Below are 25,913 nucleotides of genomic sequence, written 5' to 3'. Positions count from 1 at the left end.
TATTAGTGGCCTTGGCCGTGGTCGTGCTTGTTCGGGTGCTGGCGGTGCGGGTCCGCGTGCTCCTCAACGGCCTCGTGGCGCTTGCCGAGGTTGCCGTAGGAGAGCGTGATGAACATCAGGACCAGCAGGATCACGAACATGGAGCCGCCAATAACGAACGGCGGCGCAATGAGCGGCGCGAGTTCCTCGTGTTCGCCGGCCGCGGCAATGGATGTGGCGATCTGCTGAAACAGCATGTTCTCCCCTAGTGAGTTCAAAAATTTACGACGGCGGGGGTACCCGCCGTTCCTGGCTTCCGTTCCATGTTACCGCGTTGCTAGGCCCGAACCTGGCCTTCGCCCTGCACGATCCACTTCGTGGTGGTGAGCTCGGTCAACCCCATCGGGCCGCGGGCGTGCAGCTTCTGGGTCGAAATCCCTACCTCGGCGCCGAGGCCCAGCTCCCCGCCGTCAGTGAAGCGCGTGGAGGCGTTCACGATCACGGCGGCCGAGTCCACCTCCGCGATGAAACGCTCCGCGTTGGCCAGGTCGTTGGTCAGGATGGCCTCGGTGTGCCCGGTGGACCAGGTGCGGATGTGCTCCACGGCCTCGTCGAGGCTGTCCACCATGGCGACCGCCAGGTCCAGGTCCATGTATTCGGTAGCCCAGTCCGCCTCGGTGGCGGGCACCGAGTCCACGGCGGCCGGCAGCGCGGCGCGGACCCGCTCGTCCGTGTGCAGGGTGACGCCGGTGGCGCGCAGGGCGGCGGCGACGGCAGGCAGCACGGTGGATCCGGAATGGACCAGCAGCGTCTCCACGGTGTTGCAGACGCTGGGGCGCTGGGTTTTGGCGTTGAGCAGGATCTCGACGGCCATCTCTTCGTCCGCCGAGGCGTCGAGGAAGATGTGCACGTTGCCCTCCCCGGTTTCGATGACCGGCACCGAGGAGTTCGTGACCACGGTCTGGATCAGCTCGCGTCCGCCGCGCGGAATCAGGACGTCGACGCGGCCCCGGGCACGCATCAGGACGTTCGCGCCGTCACGGCCGTACTCGTCCACGCTTTGCACGGCGTCGGCGGGCAGGCCGACGGAGTCCAGGGCGTCGCGCAGGATGCCGACAAGTGCCTCGTTCGTGGCGGCGGCGGCGCTTCCGCCGCGCAGGATCACGGCGTTGCCGCTTTTGAGGGCCAGTCCGGCGATGTCCACGGTGACGTTGGGGCGCGCCTCGTAGATCGCTGCGACCACACCCATCGGCACGTTGACCTGGCGCAGCCGCAGCCCGTTCGGGAGGGTCTGGCCGCGGACCACGTTGCCTACCGGGTCCGGCAGGTTGGCAAGGTTTTCCAGCGCGGCGGCCAGGGCTTGCACGCGGGCTTCGGTGAGAGTGAGGCGGTCCAGCAGCGCCGCCGAGGTGCCGTTGGCGCGGCCGGCGTCGACGTCCTTGGCGTTGGCGGCCAGGATCCGGTCCTGGTGCTCCAGCAGGGCGGCGCCGACGGCGCGCAGTCCGCGGTCCTTCCAGGCCCGGTTGGCGCGGGCCATCCGGCGGGACGCGGTCCGGGACCGGTCGGCGATGGCATGCACGGCGGCTTCGATGTCCGTCGCGGCCGGCGGCAGGCCGCCCGCGGCGGGGGCGTCGGAAACCGGCAGGTCGGGGTGCGAAATCAGGGCCTCAGTCATGCTCCAAGTTTAGGCGAGTGAAAGGCTTAGACCAGCACCAGGTCGTCAACATGAACAACTTCACGGTCATAGCCGCGGCCCAGCGCCTTGCCCAGTTCGCGGGTGGAACGGCCCAGCATCTGCGGCAGTTCGGCGGCGCCGTAGTTCACCAGGCCGCGGGCAATCACGGTCCCGTCGGTGCCGACCATCTCGACGGCGTCGCCGGCTTCGAAGTCGCCGTGCACGGCGGAAATCCCGGCGGGCAGCAGCGAGGTGTGGCGGTCCCGCACGGCGCGGACGGCGCCGTCGTCGAGCACCAGCGTTCCCTGGACGGACGCCAGGTGGGCGAGCCAGAGCAGCCGGATCGGCTTGCGGGAGCCGTTGACGGAGAACCAGGTTCCCACGTCCTCCCCCGCCAGCGCTGCGGCAGCGTTCGCGGTGGAAGTCACGAGGGCGTGGATCCCGGATCCGGCGGCGATGGACGCGGCCTCGACCTTGGTAACCATGCCGCCGGTGCCGACCCCGGCCTTGCCGGTACTGCCGATCGAGACCCCGTCGAGGTCCTGCGGGCCGGCGACGTGCGGGATCCGCTTGGCCCCGTGCGAGGGCGGCCCGTCGTAGAGCGAATCGACGTCGGACAGCAGTACAAGGGCGTCGGCGCGGACCAGGTGCGCCACCAGGGCCGCGAGCCGGTCGTTGTCGCCGAAGCGGATCTCGTGGGTCGCGACGGTGTCGTTTTCATTGACCACCGGGACCACGCCGAGGTTCAGCAGCCGGTCCAGTGCGCGGAAGGCGTTGGTGTGCTGGCTGCGGCGCATGAAGTCGTCCGCGGTCAGCAGCACCTGGCTCACGGTGACGCCGTGCGCGCCGAACGCGTGGGTGTAGCGGGCCATCAGCAGGCCCTGGCCGACGCTCGCGGCCGCCTGCTGGGTGGCGAGGTCGCGGGGGCGTTTGTCCAGGCCCAGCGGGGCAAGCCCGGCGGCGATGGCCCCGGAGGAGACGAGGATAATCTCGGTGCCCGCGTTGCGCTTGTGCGCGAGGGCGTCGGCGAGGTCGGTGAGGGCTTCCTCGGCGATGCCGCCCTTGATGGACGTCAGCGACGAGGACCCCACCTTGACCACGATCCGGCGGGCGCCGGAGAGCAGGGCGCGGCTGGGCGCGGCTGCTGCTCCAGGGTCGACGACGGCGTTACTCGTCATCGGCTTCGCCGAGTCCACTCTCCTTGAGCGGCTGCGCGGCGCGGCGGGCACTGACCGATTCGGTCCAGATGCCGGCCTTGCGCTCGGCCTCCAGCTCGGCCCGGGCCGCGGCCTTGGCGTCGCGGCGTTCCTGCTGGTCCTCGCGCTTCTGGCCGCGCGTGGGGCGGTCGCCGATGTCGGCGAAGCGCACGTCGGTGCCGCGCGGGGAGGCCAGCAGCTCGGCGCCGGCCATCATGGTCGGCTCCCAGTCGAAGACGACGCCGTCGTCCTCGCCGATGACGACCGTGTCGCCGGGCTTGGCGCCCTGCTTGAACAGCTCGTTTTCGACGCCCAGCTTGGCCAGGCGGTCGGCGAGGTAGCCGATGGCTTCCTCGTTGGTGAAATCGGTCTGCTTGACCCAGCGCACGGGCTTGTCGCCGAGGACGCGGAACAGCGGCTCCAGGTTCTTCTCTTCGCGGCGGATCGTGAAGCCGCTCTCGTTGACGGCGCGCGGACGCAGCACGGGGGCCTGGACCTTGGGCGGCGTCGCGGCCACCGCGTCGCGGGCGGCCTTGACGATCTCGGCCATGGCGAAGCCGAGCTGACGGAGTCCCTCGTGGCTGGTCGCGGAGATTTCGAAGACCTTGTAGCCGCGCTTTTCCAGTTCCGGGCGGACGAATTCGGCCATGTCCTTGCCGTCCGGCAGGTCGACCTTGTTCAGGGCGATGAGGCGCGGGCGGTGGTTCAGCGGCACGACTTCGCCGTCGGAGCCGGCGTAGCTCATGTCCACGGCGTACTTTTCGAGCTCGGCCTCGATCACGGCCAGGTCGGAGAGCGGGTCGCGGTCCGATTCCAGCGTGCCGCAGTCCAGCACGTGCACCAGCGCGGCGCAGCGTTCGACGTGGCGCAGGAAGTGGTGCCCCAAGCCCTTGCCCTCGCTAGCGCCTTCGATCAGGCCCGGGACGTCGGCGATGGTGAACCGGACGTCGCCGGCCTGCACGACGCCGAGGTTGGGGATCAGGGTGGTGAAGGGATAGTCGGCGATCTTGGGCCGCGCGGCCGACATAGCCGCGATCAGGCTGGATTTGCCGGCGGAGGGGAACCCGACCAAGGCGATATCCGCGATGGACTTCAGTTCCAGGACGATGTCGCTGGAGTCGCCCTCGATGCCGAGCAGCGCGAAGCCGGGGGCGCGGCGCTTCTGCGAAGACAGGGCGGCGTTGCCGAGCCCGCCCAGGCCGCCGGCCGCGGCGATGAACTCGGTGCCTTCGCCCACCATGTCGGCGAGGACCGTGCCGTCCTTGCTCTTGACGACGGTGCCCTCGGGAACCGGAAGGACCAGGGTTTCGCCGTTTTTGCCGCCGCGCCAGTCGCCCATGCCGGGGCCGCCGTTGGTGGCGTGCCGGTGCGGGGCGTGGTGGTAGTCGAGCAGCGTGGTGGTCTGGGGATCCACGCGCAGGATGACGTCGCCGCCGTTGCCGCCGTTGCCGCCGTCGGGACCGCCGAGGGGCTTGAACTTCTCGCGGTGGACGGAGACACAGCCGTGGCCGCCGGTACCGCCGGATACATGCAGTACTACCCGGTCTACAAAGCTCGCCACGTGGATCTCCTCAGTGCTGTTCCTCGGGTCCGCAGGGGGCCCAAGATGATTGTAATGCGGTTAAAACACCGGTGGAGCGGACCTATTGGCCCGCCCCACCGATTTAGAACTTGTTGTTACTCTGCAGCTGCAGCAGCCACGATGTTCACAACGCGACGACCACGGCGGGTGCCGAACTCGACGGCACCGGGGGTCAGGGCGAACAGGGTGTCGTCCCCGCCGCGGCCAACGCCGGCGCCCGGGTGGAAGTGGGTGCCACGCTGGCGGACGATGATCTCGCCTGCGGAAACTACCTGGCCGCCGAAGCGCTTGACGCCAAGGTACTGGGCGTTGGAGTCACGACCGTTGCGAGTGGAGCTCGCGCCTTTTTTATGTGCCATTTGAAATGCCTGCTTTCAAAAATTCTGGGGAAACTGTTGGAACCAGATCAGTAACGAAGAGTTACTTGATACCGGTGATCTTGACCTTGGTCAGTTCCTGACGGTGACCCTGGCGCTTCTTGTAACCGGTCTTGTTCTTGAACTTCTGGATGACGATCTTCGGACCACGGAGGTCTTCGAGGATCTCAGCCGTAACCGTTACCTTGGCCAGGTCCTTGGCTGCAGACGTGACCTTGTCACCGTCCACCAGGAGCAGTGCGGGCAGCTCAAAGGTGCTGCCGGCTCCACCGGGGACGCGGTTCAGGGTAACGAAGTCTCCAACGGAAACCTTCTCTTGGCGGCCGCCTGCGCGGACAATCGCGTACACCACTGGGGAACTCACTTCTCTCGACGTTTATTACTAGATTTGCGTGCGGAACCTGGGGCCGAAGTGTTCGGACCGGCTCACGCTGTGCCTCAACGCCGGTGGATTCCCCGGGGGAACCCATGAGTTATCCCGTGGAAAGTCCTGCCCGCAGGGCGGGTGAACTGTTCCTCAGGGTCATAACCCAAGTGTTGGCGTAAGCACCGAAGATCTAGACTACGCTAATTTTGCCTTCGGTCGCAAACGAGGCTGGTCCCGGCGAGTAGTGCGTGACAGGCACCACACCGTGGGCCAGGGGGCCCAGCAGGTGGTGCCGCAGCGACCTTCCGGAACCGCGCCCCATCATGTTACCGGCTGCATCGCCCGGGCCGGCTCAGGCGTGCAGCCTCGGCGCGTCGAAGAATTCCACCTCATACCGGCAGGAGTGCTCGAAGGCTTCTGCCATGGCGCGTCGCTCCGCCTCGGAGGCGCCGCGGCCCGCCGCGTCGGTGTACCTGATCGCCTGCCGGGTCGCCTCCGCGAAGGCCTCGTCAGCGTAGGTGCGCAGCCACTCCGCGTAGGGATGCGCCGTCGGGGCGCCCGCAGCGAGGAATTCGCCATGCAGCGTGGCGCCGACCTCGGCGTAGAGCCAGAAACACGGCAGCGCCGCCGCGACCAGCACGCCGTAGCTGCCGGCGAGCGACGCCGCGTGGAGGTGGTCCACGTAGGCCTTGGTGACCGGTCCCGGCCGGGTTGCGGCTGCGCGGCCGGCCAGCCAGTTCCGGTGCAGTTCGGATTCGACTTCGAGGCACTGCTGCGCCGAACGGGACCAGAAGAGCTGTTCGGCTTCCGACGGCGCGAGGGCGGCGACGCGGGACAGCACCCGGGAGTAGCCGTTCAGGTAGAGGGCGTCCTGGCTGAGGTAATAGGCGAACTCCTGCTCCGGCAAGCTGCCGTCGGCAAGCCCGCGGATGAAGTGCAGGCTGTAGATTGCGTCCAGTCCGGCCGCCGCGTGCCCGGCGAGGGCCGCTGCAAAGCCGCCTTCGTCGGGCAGTTGTGTCGAGGCCGGTGCGGCCGGCTGCAGGTGGTGGAAATGGTGCACGGGACCGTTGCCGGATCCGACGTCGAGGCGGCCGGCTTCCCGCAGCGCACCCAGCAGCCAGGGCTTGACCTCACGCAGCGCCGCCTCCCAGTCCCCCGCCCGCGCCTGCACCGTGGCCAGCGCCGAGGACAGGGAGCAGCCGGTGCCGTGGCTGTTGCGGGTGGCGATCCGCTCGCCCGGCACGACCACCGTTTCCTGCCCGAGCAGTCCCCCGGTGTTCACCAGCGCGTCCGGACAGCCGCCGCCGTCGTCCCGGCCGCCTTCTTCGCTGTCCTGGTTGATGTCGCCGAGGTGGCCGCCCTTGACCAGCACCGTGGTGCCGGCCAGGGCGGCAAGCCGCTTGCCTTGTTCCAGCGCCCCGGCCCAGTCCGCGGCGGGCGGTTCGTCCAGCAGCATGGCCAGTTCCGCCAGGTTCGGGGTGATGAGGTCGGCCAGCGGGAGCAGGGAGCGCAGGGCCGCCTCGGCGGATTCCTGCAGCAGCCGGTCGCCGCTGGTGGCCACCATCACGGGGTCCAGGACCACGACGGCGGGACGGACCTTCTGCAGCCACGCCCGGACGGCCTCGATCACCGCAGCGTCGCCGAGCATGCCGATCTTGACCGCGTCGATGGTGATGTCGTCGCTGACCGCCTCCAGCTGGGCGGTCAGGAACGATGCCGGCGGCACGTGGACGGAGCGGACGCCCCGGGTGTTCTGGGCCGTCAGCGCCGTGATGGCGGCCATCCCATAGCCGCCGTTCGCGGCGATGCTCTTCAAATCCGCCTGGATGCCGGCGCCGCCGGAGGGGTCCGAACCGGCGATCGCCAGCACCCGCGGAATCCACGGCGGTGTGGCCGCGGCGGGGTCGGTGCGCCCTGTGTCCGGGAAGGCGGACTGCAGGATGGCCGAGGTTCGGCTGGATGCAGGCTGGGTCGATGAAGGCTGGGTCGATGCAGGCTGGGTAGATGCAGGCTGGGTCGATGAAGACAAGAGACATCCCTTCGCCGGTGCTAACCGGACAGGTTCAACGGGTCTGGATCTCAGCCGGCTCGATGCGCGGCACCCCGTGTCAGTCCCCCAGCCTAGCGTTCCCCGCCGGCAACCTCGCTAAATTTTGGCCCTGCCCTTTAACCCACTCGCGGGTGCCGTCCGGGGTCGACGTTCTGTTACGTCGATCCCCGACGGCACCCGCGAGTGGTGTCTGCTGGGTCCTAGAGCTCCGACGCCGGGACGCCGACGCCGAGGATGACCGGCTCGTTGGCCGCGGGCTTCGCGGCTTCCTTCGCCGGCTCCGGGGCCTTGGCTTCATGGACGGATCCGGCTGCTGCCGACGGAGTGGCCGCGCGCTGCTGCACGGACGTCTCGTTGGCGGCTCCTTGGGCGCGGCTGGCGCTTCGGTTCCGGCGCACCCGGCGGGGTGCGGAGCTCTCCGCTGCCGCAACCGGGCGGGCCGGCGCCTGCGTTGCCGCTGCTGCGGGAGCCTGTGCGGCCGGTGCCTGCGTTGCAGGTGCCTGCGTGGCGCGTGCCTGCGTTGCAGGTGCCTGCGTGGCGCGTGCCTGCGTTGCAGTTGCCTTTGGTGCCTCCCGGCGGACGGGTGTCTGTGGTGCCTGGGCCTGAGCCGCGGGTGCCTTGGGCGCTTCCTGCCGGAGGGTGGCCTGCGCCTCCCGGTTCCGGACACTCGGCGGCTGGATCCGTGCCGTCTGGGCACGGCCACGGCCGCGGGTGGCGCGGGACGGTGCCGCTGCAACCGGTGCGGCGGGTTCCGCCGCGGGGAGCTCCGCTGCCCGTGCAGCCGGTTCCGGCGCTACGGTTTCCGGCGCTCGGGTTTCCGCCGCGGCCGGGGCCGCTGCAGCAGGCTTGCCGGCCTCGGCGTCGCCCAGGTTGGCGAATGCCTCGGTGAGCAGGTCCAGGGTCAGCGCGGGCTGCGGGGTCTCCTCCGCGTGCTCGACGAACGGCAGGGCAACCTGCTCGCCGCCGAAGGTCAGCACAGCGGCGGGACGCCCGGCTGCCTCCTCCGTCGAAGCCAGCTCCACGGCCGCATCGAGGGCGGCCTGCCGGGTTTCGGCGTCGGGCGCTGCTGTCGCTTCGCCGTCGTGCAGGTGGGCGGCGTGCGCGGCGGCGGCGATGTTGGCCAGCGCGGCGCGGGTCGCCTCTGCCTTGGCGTGGCGCTCCGCCTCGGTGGGCTCGGCGTGCGCCGCGGCCGGTGCGGACGGCATGGCCTCGCCGGCTCCCTGGCCGCCCTTGCCGCGGCGGCGCTTGCGCTCAGTGCGGGCGGCGGGCTGGTGTTCGGTCCGCGGGACGTGGTGTTCCGCGGCGACGGTGTTGGCGCGGCGGTGTTCCACCGGCTCGTCGTGGGTGACGATGCCGCGGCCGGCGCAGGCCTCGCACTGTTCGCCGAAGACCTCCAGCAGCCCGGTGCCCATCCGCTTGCGGGTCATCTGCACGAGCCCCAGCGAGGTCACCTCGGCGACCTGGTGCTTGGTCCGGTCCCGGCCCAGGCACTCCACCATGCGGCGCAGCACGAGGTCGCGGTTGGATTCCAGCACCATGTCGATGAAGTCGATAACGATGATGCCGCCGATGTCGCGCAGCCGCAGCTGCCGGACGACTTCCTCGGCCGCTTCCAGGTTGTTCTTGGTGACGGTTTCCTCGAGGTTGCCGCCGCTGCCGGTGAACTTGCCGGTGTTGACGTCCACCACGGTCATGGCTTCGGTGCGGTCGATCACGAGGGAGCCGCCGGAGGGCAGGAAGACCTTGCGGTCCAGGGCCTTGTGGATCTGCTCGTCGATGCGCCAGGCAGCGAAGATGTCCGTGTCCTTGGTCCACTTCTCGAGCCGGCCCACCAGGTCCGGAGCCACATAGGTGACGTAGGCCTCGATGGTGTCCCAGGCTTCCTCACCGGAGACGATCAGCTTGGAGAAGTCCTCGTTGAAGACGTCGCGGACCACCTTGATGGTCAGGTCCGGTTCGCCGTAGAGCAGCTCCGGGGCGAGGATCTTGGTGGACGTGGACTGGCTCTCGATGCCTTCCCACTGCGCGCGCAGACGGTTGATGTCATGCGTCAGTTCCTCCTCCGAGGCGCCCTCGGCCGCGGTGCGGACGATCACGCCGGCGTCCTCCGGCAGGCGGTCCTTGAGGATCCGCTTGAGACGGTTGCGCTCGACGTCGGGCAGCTTGCGGGAGATGCCGGTCATGGAGCCGCCGGGCACGTACACGAGGTAGCGGCCGGGCAGCGAGATCTGGCTGGTCAGCCGGGCACCCTTGTGGCCGACCGGGTCCTTGGTGACCTGGACGAGCACGGAGTCGCCGGACTTGAGCGCGTTTTCGATCCGGCGCTGTTTGCCTTCGAGGTTGACGGCGTCCCAGTTGACTTCGCCGGCGTACAGCACGGCGTTGCGGCCGCGTCCGATGTCGACGAAGGCGGCTTCCATGGAGGGCAGCACGTTCTGGACCTTGCCCAGGTAGACGTTGCCGATCAGGGAATCCTGCTGGGTCTTGGAGACGAAGTGCTCGGCCAGCACACCGTCTTCCAGGACACCGATCTGGATTCTGTCGTCGCGCTGCCGAACGATCATCTGGCGGTCCACGGACTCGCGGCGGGCCAGGAACTCGGCCTCAGTGATGACGGTGCGGCGGCGGCCGGTGTCGCGGGATTCGCGGCGGCGCTGCTTCTTGGCCTCCAGGCGGGTGGAGCCCTTGACGGAGGTGACGCGGTTGTTGACCGGGGCCTCGCTGACCGCGCGCGGCGCCCGGACACGGGTCACCGTGTTGGGCGGATCGTCGTCCCCGCCGCCGGACAGTTCAAGGTCCTGGTCGCCGCGGCGGCGACGGCGGCGGCGGCGCGAGGTCACGCCCGCTTCGAGGGTGCCTTCGGCATCCTCGCCGGGTTCCTCGGTGCTCTCGTCAGCGCCTTCGGTGTCGGTATCAGCTTCGCCGGTGCGGCTGCGGCCGCGGCGTCCCCGGCTGCGGCGGCGACGGCGGCTTCCGGCGTCGTCGCCCTCGGCTTCCTCTTCGTCTTCTTCTTCGGTTTCCTCGGCCACCACCGGGGCCGGGCGCACGACGGTGCTCAGGTCCGGGGCCTGGAAGATCATCGAGGTGACAGCGCCGGGTGCGAGGAACAGCGCGGGGGCTTCCGCGCCGGCCTCGGCCGCGGTTTCATCGGACTCTGCTGCGGGAGTTTCGGCGGCGGACGGCGCGGCTGAGGCGGCGGGGGCGGCTGCTTCGGCGGCGGGCGCCGCTTCGTGCTGCACAACCTTTTCGGTCTGCACAGCTTCTTCGGCCTGCACAGCTGCTTCGTTCTGCACAGCTGCCGGGGCGGCTTTGGCGCGGGACGCGCGGCGGCGGACCGGCTTTTCCGGTGCGGCTTCCGCTGCCGCCGGCTCCGCGGGCGCCTCAACAGGCGCATCCTCGGCGGCCGCAATGTCCGTGGTGGTTTCCCCGGTTGCGGCGGGGACGTCGTCGTCGGTCTTCTTGCGCGACCGGCTCCGGCGGGCCGGGGCCTTGGCTTCCGGGGCGGCGTCGGTGCCGTCCGTGAGGGCGCCGGCGTCAGTGACGACGTCGGACGTGGCTGCCGTCTCTGCGGCTTCCGCCTTGGGGGTCGCCTTGCGGCGGGTCCTGGTGGCTTTCTTGGGAGCCTCCGTTGCGGCGGCGGCTTCCGGTGCTTCCTCGGTAACGAGTGCTTCGTTGTTACCGGCTGCTAGCTGGTCATTATCCATATGTGGCGACACTCCTGCCCCTGATGTACCGCCACATACGGCACCCGTGGGGGCAAATATTTGTCAACACCCGCGGGCATTGACAGAAGTCAATTGAATACCTCCAGGTTCGCACCGGCAGTGGGGTGCGGCAGCCCTGGAAGGCCGGCAAGCTTGTCTTGAACCCGTTGATCCCATATGTCACAACCAGGTGCCGTCCAATGGCATTGCGGGATAGGCCGGATCGAGGGATCCGAAGTATGCCCTGCTCATCATTGGCGGTCTTGAAAACAAAGTCGCCGGACTGAAACCCGAATGTGGATCGCGTCCCAGCCAGGTTCATTGTCTCACAGGAGCCGCGAAAGCAGGGCTAGGCAGGTCATCCGGTCCGCGTCGTGGACCGAATCACTGGTGACGGCTTGAGGCCTACCCGGGTACATCCAGCCTCCGGCGATACAATCGGGCCAAGAGCACCCCGACGCAAAGGACTGAAATCCCATGCCCAGCATCTCCCACGCCCCCGACGACGTGACCGCCCACGAGCGCGGCGCCGGCGCGGCCGCTGCGGAGCGCCCGCTGCCCTTGATGACGCGTGACCGGCCGTTTGCCTGGCTCCTGCTGATCACCGGCGTGGTCGGCTGGCTCGCGTCCGGCACCCTGGTGCTGGAGAAGCTGGAGGTCCTGAAGGATCCCAGCCACGTCACGGTCTGTGATGTGAACCCGTGGATTTCCTGCGGGCAGGTGATGCAGACCTGGCAGAGCTCGGTCTTTGGATTCCCCAACATGTTCATCGGGATCGTCGCGTTCGCCGTCGTCATCACCACGGCCATGGGCATCCTTGCCGGGGCTAGCTTTGCCCGCTGGTACTGGCTCGGGCTGCAGGCCGGTGTGACGCTGGGCTTCGCGTTTGTGGTGTGGCTCTGGTCCCAGGCGCTGTACTCGATCCACATCCTCTGCCCGTTCTGCATGATTGTCTGGGCTGCCATGATCCCGCTGTTCGTCTGGGTGACCGTCCGCAACGTCAGCCACGGCGTCATCCGGATGCCCGCCGCGGCCACCCGCATCCTGGCCGACTCCGGCTGGATCCTGACCGCGCTGCTCTACGTCGCCGTCGTCGCCACCATCTTCTTCGCCTTTATCCAGGTCTTCATCGGAACCTCCGGCTACTAAGCCCCCGCCGCACCACACCACACCCGCACCCGCAACACACCCGCCGCGAATAAAGCGCGAACGTACACTTGGGGGCCCCGCTTTTTTAGAAAAGCGGGGCCCCAAGTGTACGTTCGCGCTTAACGGGGGGTGCTTAAGTGTCCGTTCGCGCCGGGCGGGTTAGAACCAGATGCTGATCTCGCGTTCGGCGGACTCGGCCGAGTCGGAGCCGTGGACCAGGTTCTGCTGCACCTTGACGCCCCAGTCGCGGCCGAAGTCGCCGCGGATGGTGCCGGGGGCCGCCGTCGTCGGGTCGGTGGTGCCGGCGAGCGAGCGGAAACCCTCGATCACGCGGTGGCCTTCGAAGATCGCCGCAACGACCGGGCCGCTGAGCATGAACTCGACCAGCGGCTCGTAGAACGGCTTGCCGACGTGCTCTTCGTAGTGCTGCTCGAGGAGCTCGCGGGTGGCGTTGACCTTCTTCAGCTCGGCCAGGGTGTAGCCCTTGGCTTCGATCCGGGCGATGATGCTGCCGGTCAGGTTGCGGGCGACGCCGTCAGGCTTGATCAGGACTAGGGTGCGCTCAGTGCTCACAAGTGCTCCAATGTGTTGGTTGGGGTTCGGGACAAGTCTAGTTGCTCTGGCCTTCGGGGTTCGCGGCTTCCCAGGCCGCCTGCTCGCGTTCGCGCTGGGCCGACTCCCGGTCGATCCGGATGCCGGTCCGAATGCCGTACCACCAGGTGATTGCGAACAGGCCGCCCACCACGAACATCGTGGGCTCCACAAAGCCGGTGAGGATCAGCAGCAGCTGCAGGATCCAGCCCAGGGCCACACCCCACGGCTTCGTCAGGACGGCGCAGGTCAGCGCGAGCACCACGCTCAGGCCGATGCCGACGCCGAAAACCAGCAGCGGCGGCAGCTCCCCGCGCCGGAGGCCAAAGACCGCCAGGGTGCCGAAGAGCGCCACGAAGGCCTCCAACAGCAACACCGTGGAGGCGAACATGACCTTGGTGGAACGGCGCTTTTTGGGCATGCCCGGGCGCCATTCGCGCTGGGCCTTGGTGAGTTTCGCCATCGGTTACGCCTCGGTCTTTCCGAGCAGGATCCGGGCCTCGGCCACGAGCGTGATGGACCCGGTGACGAGGATCCCGCCGGCCAGGTCGTCGTTGGACTCGGCCCGCTCCACGGCCCACTCGAGGGCGTCGTCGAGCTTCTCTGCGACGTGGATGTTGTCCTCGCCGAAGCCCAGGTCCAAGGCAAGTTCCGCCAGGTCCTCTGCCGGAACGGCGCGGGGCGAGTTGGACTGGGTGAAGCAGTAGTCCGAGGCGAGATCGCCCAAGGACTCCTTGAGCTGGCGGAGGATTTCCTCGGCGTCCTTCTCCTTCAGGACACCCACCACCACCACCAGCTTGCTGAAGCTAAACGCCTCATGGATGGCCTCCGCGGAGACCCGGACGCCCTCCGGGTTGTGCGCGGCGTCCACGATGATGGTCGGCGCGGTCCGGAGCACCTCCAGCCGCCCCGGCGAGCTGACGGACGCGAACGCTTCCTGCAGCACCTCGGCGTCGAGCGGCTTTTCGGCGCCGAAGAAGGCTTCCAGGGCAGCGACCGCGACGGCGGCGTTCTCCGCCTGATGCGCGCCGTGCAGCGGCAGCAGCAGGTCCTCGTAGCGTCCCGCGATGCCCTGGATGTTCACCATTTGGCCGCCGACGGCGACGGTGCGGGACTCGACGCCGAACTCCACGCCCTCGAAGCGGAACGGTACGTTGACTTCTTTGGCTTTTTCCAGCAGCACCTGGGCCGCGTCGACGGGCTGCGCGGCGCTGATCAGGAAACCGCCGGGCTTGATGATGCCGGCCTTTTCGTAGGCGATGTCCTCGGTGGTCTCGCCCAGCAGCTCCGTGTGGTCCAGCGAGATCGGGGTGACCACGGCGACCTGGCCGTCGCCGACGTTGGTCGCGTCGGTGATGCCGCCCAGGCCTACCTCGATCACGGCAACGTTGACCGGCTGGTCCGCGAAAATCGCGAAGCCCAGGATGGTCAGGCACTCGAAGTAGGTCAGCCGGGGCTGGCCTTCGGCGACGAGTTCGCTGTCCACGATTTCCAGGTACGGGCGGATCTCGTCCCAGATCCGGACGAAGGTCTCATCCGGCACCGGTTCGCCGTCGATGCTGATCCGCTCGGTGACCTTGGACAGGTGCGGGCTCGTATACCGGCCGGTGCTCAGCCCATGGGCGCGCAGGCCGGCCTCGATCATCCGGGCCGTGGAGGTCTTGCCGTTGGTGCCGGTGATGTGGATGATCGGGAACGCCTTGTTCGGCTCCCCCAGGATGTCCATGGCCCGGTGCAGCGGCGCCAGCCGCGGCTCCATCTTGTTTTCCGGCGCCCGGCCCAGCAGCTCGGCGTAGACGCTCTCTACGGAAAATTCGTCGGTCATGGATTATGCCCCTACTTCAACGGTTACTTTTTCGACGCTGACCTGAGGTTCCTTGACCTCGGCGGGAACGGTGTCCAGCTGCAGCGTCAGGGTCTCGGTCTTGACCAGATCGGCGTGGGCCAGCAGCGCCTCGACGGTGTCCTGCGCCGCGGTGACGGTCGTGCGGATCCGGTCGCTGACATTCAGCCCGGCGTCCTTGCGGGCCTGCTGGATGGCACGGACCAGGTCACGCGCGGTGCCTTCGGCCTCCAGCTCCGGGGTGACCTCGGTGTTGAGCACCACGAAGCCGCCGCCAGGCAGCACCGCCGCCGCACGCGAGCCCTCGCCCTCCGCGGCCTCGGCCACGACGGTCTCCAGGGTGTACTCCTGCGGCTCGAGCGCGAGGCCGCCGGCGGTGACCACCCCGGCATCGTCCACGGACCAGTCACCGGACTTGGAGCCCTTGATGGCCTGCTGGACGTTTTTGCCCAGCCGCGGCCCGGCGGCCCGGGCGTTCACCACGAGCTTCTGTTCGATGCCGAACTCCTCCGGGGAGGCGCTCTCTGCGTCGAGCAGGCGGACCGAACGCAGGTTCAGTTCATCGGCGACGACGGCGGCAAATCCAACGAGTGCGTCCGCGCCGGGTGCCACGACCGTGAGTTCCTGCAGCGGCAGGCGCACGCGGAGGTTGGCGGCCTTGCGCAGCGATGAGCCGGTGGAGCAGATCTGCTGGACCCGGTCCATCGCCTCGACGAGCCCGGCGTTGGCCGGGAACAGTCCGGCGTCAGGCCAGTCGGCCAGGTGCACGGAGCGTCCGCCGGTGAGTCCGCGCCAAATCTCCTCCGAGATCAGCGGCAGCAGCGGCGCCGCGACCCGGCAGACCGTCTCCAGCGCGGTGTAGAGCGCGTCGAAGGCGTCGACGTTCTCGTCGAAGAAGCGCTGGCGGCTGCGGCGGACGTACCAGTTGGTGAGCATGTCCAGGTAGCCGCGCAGTTCGTCACAGGCCCCGGAGATGTCATAGCTGTCCAGCTGCTCGGTCATGTTCCGGACCAGGTCCCCGGTATTGGCCATCAGGTACTGATCCAGGGTGTCGGCGTAGCCCTCGTAGCGCAGCTTCGCGTCGTAGCCGTTACCGCTCTCAGCGGCGTTGGTGTACAGCGTGAAGAAGCTGTAGACGTTCCACAACGGCAGGATGACCTGGCGTACACCGTCGCGGATGCCCTGTTCGGTGACCACGAGGTTGCCGCCACGCAGGATCGGGCTGGACATCAGGAACCAGCGCATCGCGTCGGAGCCGTCGCGGTCCAGGACCTCGGAGACGTCCGGGTAGTTGCGCAGGCTCTTGGACATCTTCTGTCCGTCGGAGCCCAGCACGATGCCGTGGCTGATGACGTTGCGGAACGCCGGCCGGTCGAACAGCGCGGTGGAGAGGATGTGCAGCATGTAGAACCAGCCGCGGGTCTGGCCGATGTACTCGACGATGAAGTCCGCCGGGTTGTGGGTGTCGAACCATTCCTCGTTCTGGAACGGGTAGTGCACCTGGCCGTACGGCATGGAGCCGGAGTCGAACCAGACGTCCAGCACGTCCTCGACGCGGCGCATCACTGACTGGCCCTCCTCCGGGGTGCGGGGGTCGTCCGGGTTGGGGCGGGTGAGTTCGTCGATGAACGGCCGGTGCAGGTCCACCTGGCCGGCCTTGTTCAGCGGGAGCCGGCCGAAGTCGGCTTCGATCTCGGCCAGCGAGCCGTAGACGTCGGTGCGCGGGTAGTCCGGGTCGCTGGACTGCCAGACCGGGATGGGGCTGCCCCAGTAGCGGTTGCGGCTGATGGACCAGTCGCGGGCGTTGGCGAGCCACTTGCCGAACTGGCCGTCCTTGACGTTGCCCGGGATCCAGTTGATCTCCTGGTTCAGCTCGGACATGCGGTCCTTGAACTTGGTGACCTCGACGTACCAGGAGGACACCGCGCGGTAGATCAGCGGGTTGCGGCAGCGCCAGCAGTGCGGGTAGGAGTGCTCGTAGCTGGCCTGGCGGACCAGGCGGCCCTGGGCGCGGAGCACCTGGGTGATGGGCTTGTTGGCCTCGAAGACCTGGAGCCCGGCGATCTCGGCGAGGTCGCCGTGGCCGAACAGCGGCAGGAACTTCGCGCCCTCGTCGACAGAGAGGACGACGGGGATGCCGGCCTCTTCGCAGACCTTCTGGTCGTCTTCACCGTAGGCGGGGGCCTGGTGGACGATGCCGGTGCCGTCGGTGGTGGTGACGTAGTCGGCGACGAGGAAGCGCCAGGCGTTCTCGGTCCCCCACTTCTCGGCGTCGTGGAAGTAGTCCCAGAGCGGTTCGTATGTCAGGCCCTCGAGCTCGGCGCCGGTGTGGCGGGAGGTGACGGCGGCTTCGGCCGCGGCGGCGCCCTCGGCGCCGTCGCCGTAGCCGAGGTCCTTGGCGTAGGCGCCCAGCAGGTCCGCGGCGAGCAGGAAGCTGCCGGTGACAGGGGCTTCAGCCGCGGCGGCTTTGATGCCGTGCGGGCCGGCCGGCAGCACAACGTACGTGATGGCGGGACCGACGGCGAGCGCCAGGTTGGTGGGCAGCGTCCAGGGCGTGGTGGTCCAGGCGAGGGCCTGCACCCCGGCGAGCTGCTTGGACAGCTCCGACTCCCCCGCGGTGATGGGGAAGGTGACCGTGACCGTCTGGTCCTGGCGGTTCTTGTAAACGTCGTCGTCCATCCGCAGCTCGTGGTTGGACAGCGGCGTCTCGTCCTTCCAGCAGTACGGCAGCACGCGGTAGCCGTTGTAGGTGAGGCCCTTCTCGTGCAGCTGCTTGAAAGCCCAGAGCACGGACTCCATGTACTCGACGTTGAGCGTCTTGTAGTCGTTTTCGAAGTCCACCCAGCGCGCCTGGCGGGTGACGTAGCTCTTCCACTCGTCGGCGTACTTCATCACCGAGGCGCGGCAGGCGTCGTTGAACTTGTCGATGCCCATGGCTTCGATCTGGGTCTTGTCTGTCATGCCCAGCTGCTTCATGGCTTCCAGTTCGGCGGGCAGGCCGTGCGTGTCCCAGCCGAAGCGGCGCTCGACGCGGCGGCCGCGCTGGGTCTGGTAGCGGCCCACGAGGTCCTTGGCGTAGCCGGTCAGCAGGTGCCCGTAGTGCGGCAGGCCGTTGGCGAAGGGCGGTCCGTCGTAGAAGACGAATTCATTGCTACCGTCCTGGCCGGCGTCCCGCTGGTCGATGCTGGCCTGGAAGGTGCCGTCATGGTCCCAGTACTTGAGGATGCGCTCTTCGATCTCCGGGAACTTCACGGAGGCGGACACGCCAGTGGCGTTGGAAGCATTGGCGTTGGAGGCAGAGGTGTTGGCGCCTGACGGTGCGGCTGAGGCCTTGGGGTAATGGGTCATCTCGACATCCTGGGTTGAGCTGGTGAACAACGGGATTCATTCAGGATGCGAGGACGGCTCCTGTGTTGTCGGAACAACACCGGCACCGCGGTACCACCTCACTTACCGGCACCGGTCCCGCCCTTTTCCAAGAAAAGGGGCTGCACCGGCGTCGGCCGCTCGTTGACTGCTGTGACGGGCTTACCCGTCCGGTTCTACCGACCCTGGTGCGGCGGCTTTCTTACGACTTGCCGCGCCGGGGCGTTCTTCCGGAAGCTCACCGGTGATGGCCGGGTCAAAGCTGATACGTCGATGTTACCGGAAACTACCCCGGGCTACTGGTAGCCCGGGGTAGTTGGGGGCCGTCCGCCGTGGCTGCGGCCGGTCGAGACCGGTCGAGGGGGTTGCGCAGGCGTGGCGCGGGGGTGGCGCAGGGGGTGGGGTTAGCTCCCGGGCTGCAGCGCAAACGCCTTGGGCAGCTTCATGCCGGACTCGGCCATCACGTCGCGGAGCCGGTCCGGGTAGTCGGTGATGAGCCCGTCGACGCCGGCCCGATCAGGGCGCGCATGGTGGGCTTGTCATCGACGGTCCACGGGATGACTTTCATGCCCGCAGCGTGGGCACGCTGCACCATGTCCGCGGTGACGTAAGGGACGTAGTCCGGGTCCGTGACAGCGCCGTTCTGGGGTGTCCCGTGCACCGGCGAGATTGCGTCGAAACCGAGCGACGCGGCGGAGGCAACCAGATCGCCGCCGAAGTCGTCGGAGTCGATTCCGCCGAGCCAGGGCGAGGCGCCCGGCTGGCCGGCCTGCAGGAAGTCCTTGTTGGTCAGGGCCACCGTAGGGATCTGCGGCGCGCGCTGCTGCACCAGGCGCAGGGATCCCCAGTCGAAGCTCTGGATGGAGACGCGCTGTTCCATGTGCGCTTTGGTGATTTCGCGCAGTGCGACGTCTACGAACTGTTCCCGCGGCGCCGTCTCCTGCGGGGCGCCTGCCTCGACCTTGGTCTCGATATTGAACCGGACCTGGCTGGCGCGGTGGGCGTCCGCCAGCGCGAACACCTCGGCGAGGGTTGGCATCTTCGCTCCGGGCGAGGCCTGCTGGCCGGGGAACTGCGGCTGGGTGAGCGAGCCGCAGTCCAGGCTGCGGACCTGGGCGAAAGTGAGGTCCTTAATGTACTTGCCCGCGTAGGGGAACTGGGGGTCGTTCGGGCCGACCGGCGCCGTGTCGGCGCACTTCTGCGCGTTGATCTTGCGGTCGTGGGTGATGACCTCGCGGCCGTCCTTGGTGATCTGCAGGTCGAGTTCAAGGGTTGAGACTCCGGTCTCAAGGCCCTTGGCGAAGGACGCCAGGGTTGACTCCACGGTGAGGCCGATGCCGCCGCGGTGGGCTTCAAGGTCAAAATGGTTGTCGCGGCCGGCCGCGGAGGTGCCGCCGGCGTTGGTGCCGGCTGCCTGGGCCTGGACCGGGCCGGCGAGGAGCAGGGCTGCGCCGAGTGCGGCGGCGCCAAGCTTCATGGGGGTGCGCATGGGAAACGATCTCCACTCTGGTGGTGTGCAGTTTGCACCTGCCACGCTGTCCCGCGCCGGCGAACGGCGGGCCACCCCTTCGGAACAGCCGGGCGACGCCGGGGTGAACGTCCAGAGTTGCCCCGCCCGGTTCCGGACGCCCCGCGCCGGAGCGGAAGGCCCGCCCCGGCGTCGCTGCAGCCGGGCCGCCTAGCCCTTCCGGATCACCTTGAAGTTGGAGGCCTGCGCCACCGGGCGGATCACGATCTGGTCCAGGTTGACGTGGTGCGGCGCGGCGACCGCAAAGCGGACGACGTCGGCGACGTCGTCGGCCGTAAGGGGCTTCTCGACGCCGGCGTAGACCTTGTCCGCCGCGCCCGGGTCGCCGAGCCTGTTCAGCGAGAACTCCTCGGTCTGCACCATGCCGGGGGCCACCTCGATCACGCGCAGGTTGTGCTCGGCCTCTTCCAGGCGCAGAGCCCCGGTGAGGGCGTGCTGCGCGAATTTCGCGGCGTTATACCCACCGCCGCCCTCATAGGCGGACAGGCCCGCCGTCGAGGTCAGGTTCAGGACGGTCCCTTCGCCGCAGGCGCGCAGCATCGGCAGGAACGCCCGGGTGAGCTTCATGGTGCCGAGGACGTTGACCTCGTACATCCACTGCCAGTCCTCCGTTTTGGCCTCGGCCACCTTGTCTGCGCCGCGGGCGCCGCCGGCGATGTTGATCAGGGTGTCGATGCCGCCGGCGCGCGTCACCTCCTCCACCAGCCGGGCCACGTCGGCGTCGACCGTCACGTCGGCGGGAACCGCGACGGCGCCCGTCGCGGCGGCGAGCGCCTCGAGCCGTTCAGCGCGGCGGGCGACGGCGAAGACGGTCCAGCCCTCCTGCCGGAGCGCGCGCACGGTGGCCTCGCCGATTCCGGTGCTGGCGCCGGTGACGACCGCCGCTTTTGCTGTGTTTGCAGTTCCTGCGTTATCGATTCCCTCAGTCATGGCACCACCCTATGGGAATCAGCGGTTCATTTCCTGCCGGGCGCGAGGAACTCCAGCAGGACCCGGGCGTGGTTGGTCTCCGGGTCTTTGGCGCCGAACAGCAGGGTGACCTTGCCGTGCTGGGCCGCCAGGTCCCGCAGGGTGCCAACGGCCGGGTTGGACTCCAGCTCCGCCTCATAGGCGGCGCGGAAGTCCGCGAACCGCTCCTGCATGTGGGCGAATTCCGTGCGCAACGGCGGCGAGGGCGCCACTTCCTTGAGCCACAAGTCCAGCTGCGCGCGTTCCTTACTGACCCCGCGCGGCCAGAGCCGGTCCACCAGAACCCTGCAGCCGTCGTCGTCGGCGCTCTCGTCGTAGACGCGCTTGATTGCGAACCTTCCGGTACTTTCCTCCATAGTGGTGCACGTTATTGCAGTTAGATTCGGCAGACTAGCGCAGCGCGGTGAAACAGCAAACGGAAATAACTGCAAGAATTGACCCATGGCTGAACACACGCAGGGTACAGACACGCCCACCACCGCCCCCATCAACGTTCCGGACAAGCCCGCCCTCGAGGGGCTGGAAGCCGCCCTCACCCGGCGCTGGCTTGACGAAGGGACCTACAAGTTCAACCGGGAGACCACCCGGGAACAGGTCTACTCGATCGACACTCCCCCGCCCACGGCGTCGGGGTCGCTGCATGTGGGGCACATGTTCTCCTACACCCAGACCGACGTCCTGGCCCGCTACCAGCGGATGACCGGCAAGAACGTCTTCTACCCGATGGGCTGGGACGACAACGGCCTGCCCACCGAGCGGCGGGTGCAGAACTATTACGGCGTGCGCTGCGATCCGGCCATCCCCTACGACGCCGGGTACCGGCCGCCGGCGGAACCCGCCAAGAACCAGCGCGATTTCGACGTCGTCTCGCGCCGCAACTTCATCGAACTCTGCGAGGAACTCGCCGTCGAGGACGAGAAGGTCTTCGAGAACCTCTTCCAGACCCTCGGCCTGTCCGTCGACTGGGACCTGACCTACCGCACCATCGACGACAAGTCGCGGGCCATCTCACAGCGGGCCTTCCTGGCCAACCTGGCCGCGGGCGACGCGTACATGGCGGAGGCCCCCACGCTGTGGGACGTCACCTTCCGCACCGCGGTGGCCCAGGCGGAGCTGGAGGACCGCGAGGTCGCCGGCGCCTATTACCGCTACCCGTTCTTCACCGAAGACGGCGAGAAGATCTACATCGAGACCACCCGTCCCGAGCTGCTCGCCGCGTGCGCCGCCCTGGTGGCGAACCCCGACGACGAGCGGTACCAGCCGCTCTTCGGCAAGAAGGTTACCTCTCCCCTGTTCGGCGTCGAGGTGGAGGTCAGGGCCCATCCGCTCGCGAAGGCGGACAAGGGCTCCGGCATTGCGATGGTCTGCACCTTCGGTGACCTGACGGACGTGACCTGGTGGCGCGAACTGCAGTTGCCCACCCGCGCGATCGTGGGCCGCGACGGCCGGATCATCGGCGAAACCCCGGAGTGGATCACGTCTGCGGAAGGCCGCTCGGCGTTCGAGGCAATCGCCGGCAAGACCGTGTTCAGCGCCAAGGAAGGCGTGGTGGAACTTCTCACCGCCGCAGAGTTGCTCGACGGCGAACCGAAAAAGATCATGCACCCGGTCAACTTCTTCGAAAAGGGCGACAAGCCCCTTGAGGTCGTCACGTCCCGCCAGTGGTACATCCGCAACGGCGGCCGCGATGAGGAACGCCGCGAACGCCTGGTGGGCCGCGGCAACGAGATCGAGTTCCACCCGTCCTTCATGCGGTCCCGCTACGAGAACTGGATTACCGGCCTGAACGGCGACTGGCTGGTCTCCCGGCAGCGGTTCTTCGGCGTGCCGGTGCCGGTCTGGTACCCGCTCGACGCCGACGGCAACCCGGACTACGACGCGCCCATCCTGCCCGGCGACGAACAGCTTCCCGTGGACCCTGCCGCGGACGCGGCACCCGGCTACGAGGAAGCCCAGCGTGACATGCCGGGCGGCTTCACCGGCGACGCCGACGTCCTGGACACCTGGGCCACCTCATCGCTGACCCCGCAGATCGTGGGCGGCTGGAGCACCGACGAGGCGCTCTTTGCCAAGGTCTTCCCGTTCGACGTGCGCCCCCAGGCCCACGACATCATCCGGACCTGGCTGTTCTCCACCGCCGTCCGTGCCGATGCCCTGCAGGACGTTGCGCCCTGGAAGCACGCTGCCATCTCCGGCTGGATCCTGGACCCGGACCGCAAGAAGATGTCCAAATCCAAGGGCAACGTGATTGTCCCGACCGACGTGCTCAACGAATACGGCTCGGACGCGGTCCGTTACTGGGCGGCCTCGGCCAAGCTCGGCGCGGACACCGCCTACGAGATTGCGCAGATGAAGATCGGCCGTCGCCTGGCGATCAAGCTGCTGAACGCCTCCAAGTTCGTGCTGAACCTGGGCGCCACGGAGGACTCTGTGGTCTCCTCCGATCTGTCGGTGCTGACCAATCCCTTGGACCGCGCCGTGCTTGCGCAGCTTTCCGACGTCGTCGAGCAGGCCACCAAGGCGTTTGAAAACTACGACTACGCCCGTGCGCTGCAGATCACCGAGAGCTTCTTCTGGCACTTCACCGACGATTACGTGGAACTGATCAAGGACCGCGCCTACGGTGCCGCCGGCGAAGCCCAGCAGGCGTCTGTGCTGGCCGCACTGGCGACCAGCCTGGACACCTTGCTGCGGCTCTTCGCCCCGTTCCTGCCGTTCGCGACGGAGGAAGTCTGGGGCTGGTGGCGGACCGGCTCGGTGCACCGCGCGCAGTGGCCCGCCGCCGTGGAGATCGACGGCGACACCACCCTGCTCGCCACGGTGGGGGCGGCGCTGGGCGGCATCCGCAAGGCAAAGTCGGAGGCCAAGGTCAAGCAGCGCACCGAGGTGCTCTCCGCGACCATCACGGCGTCGGAGTCGTTGACCACGCAGCTGAAGGCGGGGCTGGGCGACCTCAAGGCCGCGGCCAACGCGCGTGAGCTGGCGCTGGTGGCCGGCGAAGGCGAACTGACCGTAAGCGACGTCGTCCTCGCCCCCGCCGAGGAGCCCGCCCAGGCTTAACGCCCGGCAAACCATGAAGAGGGCCCTCCGCCCGGCTCAGGCCGGGCGGAGGGCCCTCTTCCGTTTTGTGTCCTCCGGCTTAGATCCCGAAGGACGTCTCAAAGTGCGTCAGGACCGGCGGTGCGGCCAGGAGCTCCCCCAGCCCGCTCGCTCCGCCGCCTGCCCGCCAGGCGCGGTAGGCCGAGTCGTGCTCCAGCGACGCCCATTGTTCCACCACCACGAGGTGCGCCGGATCGTTCTTGTCGACCAGGACGTCGACACCGAGGCAGCCATCGAACGCCCGCGTGTCGGAGAGAATGTCGCGGAGCACGGCCGGTGCCGTGGGCAGGGATTCCGCTTTGAGGGTCAGGTCAAGGTGGGCTGTGACGGGCATGGCGCTCCAATGTTTGCAGGTGGGCTCAGGGCCGGGGCTAGGCACGGACAGCACCGGGCGGGCTGCCAGGACCTCCCGGCACCGGACACTGCCCTGCCATTGGGGGCAACAGCGGCTCCGCCGGGCTTGTTCCCCCGGCCCAGGCCAGCTGCCTTGTTACCCTGCTAACGGCCGGTTTCGCGGGACCGCCGTTCAGCTTCGCTGATGGCCCAGGCCGCGTTGACCAGGCCGATGTGGCTGAAGGCCTGCGGGAAGTTGCCCAGCAGTTCCCGGCTGTCCGGCGCTACTTCCTCTGCCATCAGTCCCAGGCCGGTCGCGAATCCGGCGGCCCGCTCGAAGACGGCCGTGGCTCGCTCCGACAGTCCGGCCAGGGCGAGGGCGTGCGCGAGCCAGAAGGTACAGAGCAAGAACGCGCCTTCCTCACCCGGCAGGCCGTCGTCGCCGTGGTAGCGGTAGACCAGGCCGCGGCCGTCGGTGAGCCGCTGCTCTATCGCCTCGACCGTGGCGAGGAACCGCGGATCGCCTGCCGGCAGGAAACCCACAATCCCCAGCATCAGGGCCGAGGCGTCGAGTTGTTCGGCTCCGTACGCCTGGGTGTAGGCTCCGGTGGCCTCATTCCAGCCGTTGGCGCGGATGGAGTCGGCGATCTGCTCCCGGGCGTCCGTCCAGCCCGGCACCCGGTTCGTGGCGCCCAGCACCCCGGCGAGGGTAATGGCGCGGTCCACCGCCACCCAGCACATCAGTTTGGAATACAGGTAGTGGCGTGGTTCGCCGCGGACCTCCCAGATCCCCTGGTCGGGGCTACGCCAGCGGGCCACGGCTGCGTCGGCCGCGTCGGCGAAGAACCGCAGGGTTTCCGGCGCCAGCTCCGCCAGGAATTCCGGCATGGTCGCGGCCGCGTCCAGCAACTCGCCGTAGACGTCGAGTTGCCGCTGGTTCCAGGCGCCGTTGCCGACCCGCACCGGTGCACTGGCCCGCCAGCCGGGAAGATGGTCCAGCACCCGTTCAGGCAAGTCCCGCTCACCGCCGATCCCGTACATGATCTGCAGCTCTTCGCCGCCGGCCAACTGGCGGGCGGCCGCCGTCGCGAGGAACTGGAAAAACTTCCCCGCCTCGTCCGGGCAGGCCGCCACCCAGAGCGCCTGCAGCGTCATGCTGGCGTCCCGCACCCAGGTATAGCGGTAGTCCCAGTTGCGGGTGCCGCCGGCCACCTCGGGCAGGGAGGTCGTCGGGGCCGCCACGATGGCGCCGGAAGGATAGTAGCTCAGGGCCTGCAGGACCCGGCCGCTGCCGGCCACCAGCTCCTGCCAGGGGCCACGGTAGTTCTGGTGGATGCCGGACCAGCTGGTCCAGCCCTCGATGGTGTCGGCAAGCCGGTGCGCCGTCTCCTGCTGGCTCCACAGCACCGGCTCCTCACCGGCGCCGCGCTGGCGGTGCAGGGCGAAGCCAACAACTTCCCCGGCAACCAGGCGCACGACGGCGCGGGCCGTGCCGCCGTCGAGCTCGAAGGGCACCGGGGTGGACAAGGCGAGGTCCTCCGCCGCGGCGTGCACCAGGACACCGCCGTCGACGTTGTGCAGCGCCGGGTGGATGAGGCCGTAGCCGGGCCGCGGCGCGAAACGTACCTCAACCTCCACGGTCCCCGCGGTGCAGGCGAGCTGGCGCAGCAACGTGCCGGGTGACGCCTCACCGAGGTCGTGGCCGCGCCGGCCGGAGCCGAGGACCAGGGCGTCGCTGACGGTGAGCTGGCCGTGGGCGGTGCTGTGGAGCGACTCCAGGACCATTGAGGGGCCCACGTACCGCCGGGTGGTGGAGTGCGGGCCGACCGGCCGGATGGACCAGAACCCGGCGTCCTCGCCCAACAGTCGGCCGAAAACCGAGGGGCTGTCGAAGCGGGGGAAGCAGAGCCAGTCAACGGAGCCTGCGGTGCTGACAAGCGCGGCGGACCAGCAGTCGGACAGCAGCGCGTAGTTTGCGATGGGTTCGGTGCTCACGGCTCACCACCCTGGAGCAATTGCGGCCTGCAGCGTTGTGGGGATGCAGCCTTTTGGGGTTATAGGACAAAACGTGTGTATGGATTGGGCCTGCTTCCCAGTGACGGCAC

Annotated in this window: 19 protein-coding genes and 1 riboswitch; of the genes, 2 read left to right on the top strand and 17 right to left on the bottom strand. The window is 68.4% G+C overall.

The features are described from left to right. Positions 1–2 precede the first annotated feature (2 nt). The 8 genes from ABIN76_RS13980 to ABIN76_RS13945 all read right to left on the bottom strand — a co-directional run bounded on the left by ABIN76_RS13980 (position 3) and on the right by ABIN76_RS13945 (position 10,930). Positions 3–236 (bottom strand): hypothetical protein, encoded by a 234-nt coding sequence (locus ABIN76_RS13980; RefSeq protein WP_346960289.1) that lies wholly within the window; start codon positions 234–236, stop codon positions 3–5. 80 nt (positions 237–316) lie between these two features. Further along, positions 317–1,654 carry a glutamate-5-semialdehyde dehydrogenase gene (locus ABIN76_RS13975; RefSeq protein WP_346960288.1) on the bottom strand — a complete coding sequence of 446 codons (1,338 nt, stop codon included), beginning with the start codon at positions 1,652–1,654 and terminating at the stop codon, positions 317–319. A 26-nt stretch (positions 1,655–1,680) separates the two neighbouring features. Further along, positions 1,681–2,832, bottom strand: a complete 1,152-nt coding sequence (gene proB, locus ABIN76_RS13970) for a glutamate 5-kinase (RefSeq protein ID WP_346960287.1) — start codon at positions 2,830–2,832, stop codon at positions 1,681–1,683. Further along, positions 2,822–4,411 carry a GTPase ObgE gene (gene obgE, locus ABIN76_RS13965; protein WP_346960286.1) on the bottom strand — a complete coding sequence of 530 codons (1,590 nt, stop codon included), beginning with the start codon at positions 4,409–4,411 and terminating at the stop codon, positions 2,822–2,824. Before obgE ends, proB begins: the two co-directional genes overlap by 11 nt. A 116-nt stretch (positions 4,412–4,527) precedes the next feature. After that, positions 4,528–4,791, bottom strand: coding sequence for a 50S ribosomal protein L27 (gene rpmA / locus ABIN76_RS13960; RefSeq protein WP_009372867.1), 264 nt, complete (start codon positions 4,789–4,791; stop codon positions 4,528–4,530). Between the two features lie 61 nt (positions 4,792–4,852). Next, positions 4,853–5,161 (bottom strand): 50S ribosomal protein L21, encoded by a 309-nt coding sequence (rplU, locus tag ABIN76_RS13955; RefSeq protein ID WP_175321083.1) that lies wholly within the window; start codon positions 5,159–5,161, stop codon positions 4,853–4,855. Between the two features lie 367 nt (positions 5,162–5,528). Next, the gene (locus tag ABIN76_RS13950; RefSeq protein ID WP_346960323.1) at positions 5,529–7,115 is read right to left on the bottom strand and encodes a bifunctional hydroxymethylpyrimidine kinase/phosphomethylpyrimidine kinase; all 1,587 of its coding nucleotides are present in this window, start codon (positions 7,113–7,115) and stop codon (positions 5,529–5,531) included. A gap of 79 nt (positions 7,116–7,194) precedes the next feature. Further along, positions 7,195–7,292: riboswitch (TPP riboswitch) on the bottom strand. A gap of 134 nt (positions 7,293–7,426) precedes the next feature. After that, positions 7,427–10,930 carry an Rne/Rng family ribonuclease gene (locus tag ABIN76_RS13945; protein WP_346960285.1) on the bottom strand — a complete coding sequence of 1,168 codons (3,504 nt, stop codon included), beginning with the start codon at positions 10,928–10,930 and terminating at the stop codon, positions 7,427–7,429. A 477-nt stretch (positions 10,931–11,407) separates the two neighbouring features. On the opposite strand from ABIN76_RS13945, the gene ABIN76_RS13940 reads away from it, so the two are divergent. Continuing rightward, positions 11,408–12,079, top strand: a complete 672-nt coding sequence (locus tag ABIN76_RS13940; protein ID WP_346960284.1) for a vitamin K epoxide reductase family protein — start codon at positions 11,408–11,410, stop codon at positions 12,077–12,079. A gap of 159 nt (positions 12,080–12,238) precedes the next feature. On the opposite strand, the gene ndk is transcribed toward ABIN76_RS13940, so the two are convergent. The 7 genes from ndk to ABIN76_RS13905 form a co-directional block, all read right to left on the bottom strand. Further along, positions 12,239–12,652, bottom strand: a complete 414-nt coding sequence (gene ndk / locus ABIN76_RS13935; protein WP_346960283.1) for a nucleoside-diphosphate kinase — start codon at positions 12,650–12,652, stop codon at positions 12,239–12,241. Between the two features lie 37 nt (positions 12,653–12,689). Further along, positions 12,690–13,133, bottom strand: coding sequence for a DUF4233 domain-containing protein (locus ABIN76_RS13930; protein ID WP_346960282.1), 444 nt, complete (start codon positions 13,131–13,133; stop codon positions 12,690–12,692). Positions 13,134–13,136: 3 nt separating this feature from the next. Further along, positions 13,137–14,495: a folylpolyglutamate synthase/dihydrofolate synthase family protein gene (locus ABIN76_RS13925; protein ID WP_346960281.1), complete on the bottom strand. Its 1,359-nt coding sequence runs from the start codon at positions 14,493–14,495 to the stop codon at positions 13,137–13,139. A gap of 3 nt (positions 14,496–14,498) precedes the next feature. Then, positions 14,499–17,861, bottom strand: a complete 3,363-nt coding sequence (ileS, locus tag ABIN76_RS13920; protein WP_346960280.1) for an isoleucine--tRNA ligase — start codon at positions 17,859–17,861, stop codon at positions 14,499–14,501. Between the two features lie 478 nt (positions 17,862–18,339). Then, positions 18,340–19,368: a glycerophosphodiester phosphodiesterase family protein gene (locus tag ABIN76_RS13915; RefSeq protein WP_346960279.1), complete on the bottom strand. Its 1,029-nt coding sequence runs from the start codon at positions 19,366–19,368 to the stop codon at positions 18,340–18,342. Between the two features lie 189 nt (positions 19,369–19,557). Continuing rightward, positions 19,558–20,337: an SDR family oxidoreductase gene (locus tag ABIN76_RS13910; protein WP_346960278.1), complete on the bottom strand. Its 780-nt coding sequence runs from the start codon at positions 20,335–20,337 to the stop codon at positions 19,558–19,560. Positions 20,338–20,363: 26 nt separating this feature from the next. Beyond that, the gene (locus ABIN76_RS13905; protein ID WP_346960277.1) at positions 20,364–20,732 is read right to left on the bottom strand and encodes a DUF488 family protein; all 369 of its coding nucleotides are present in this window, start codon (positions 20,730–20,732) and stop codon (positions 20,364–20,366) included. A gap of 85 nt (positions 20,733–20,817) precedes the next feature. On the opposite strand from ABIN76_RS13905, the gene valS reads away from it, so the two are divergent. Further along, positions 20,818–23,436 carry a valine--tRNA ligase gene (gene valS, locus ABIN76_RS13900; RefSeq protein ID WP_346960276.1) on the top strand — a complete coding sequence of 873 codons (2,619 nt, stop codon included), beginning with the start codon at positions 20,818–20,820 and terminating at the stop codon, positions 23,434–23,436. Between the two features lie 79 nt (positions 23,437–23,515). Here valS and ABIN76_RS13895 read toward each other — a convergent pair whose 3' ends face one another. Both ABIN76_RS13895 and ABIN76_RS13890 read right to left on the bottom strand, forming a co-directional pair. Further along, positions 23,516–23,809 carry an antibiotic biosynthesis monooxygenase family protein gene (locus tag ABIN76_RS13895; protein ID WP_346960275.1) on the bottom strand — a complete coding sequence of 98 codons (294 nt, stop codon included), beginning with the start codon at positions 23,807–23,809 and terminating at the stop codon, positions 23,516–23,518. Positions 23,810–23,973: 164 nt separating this feature from the next. Further along, positions 23,974–25,803: a glycoside hydrolase family 15 protein gene (locus tag ABIN76_RS13890; protein WP_346960274.1), complete on the bottom strand. Its 1,830-nt coding sequence runs from the start codon at positions 25,801–25,803 to the stop codon at positions 23,974–23,976. Positions 25,804–25,913 lie beyond the last annotated feature (110 nt).

This window comes from uncultured Arthrobacter sp. (assembly GCF_964021775.1).
Classification (GTDB): Bacteria; Actinomycetota; Actinomycetes; order Actinomycetales; family Micrococcaceae; genus Arthrobacter.
The sequence above is the reverse complement of the archived record's forward strand: the minus strand, read 5'-3'. Positions and strand labels throughout refer to the sequence as shown.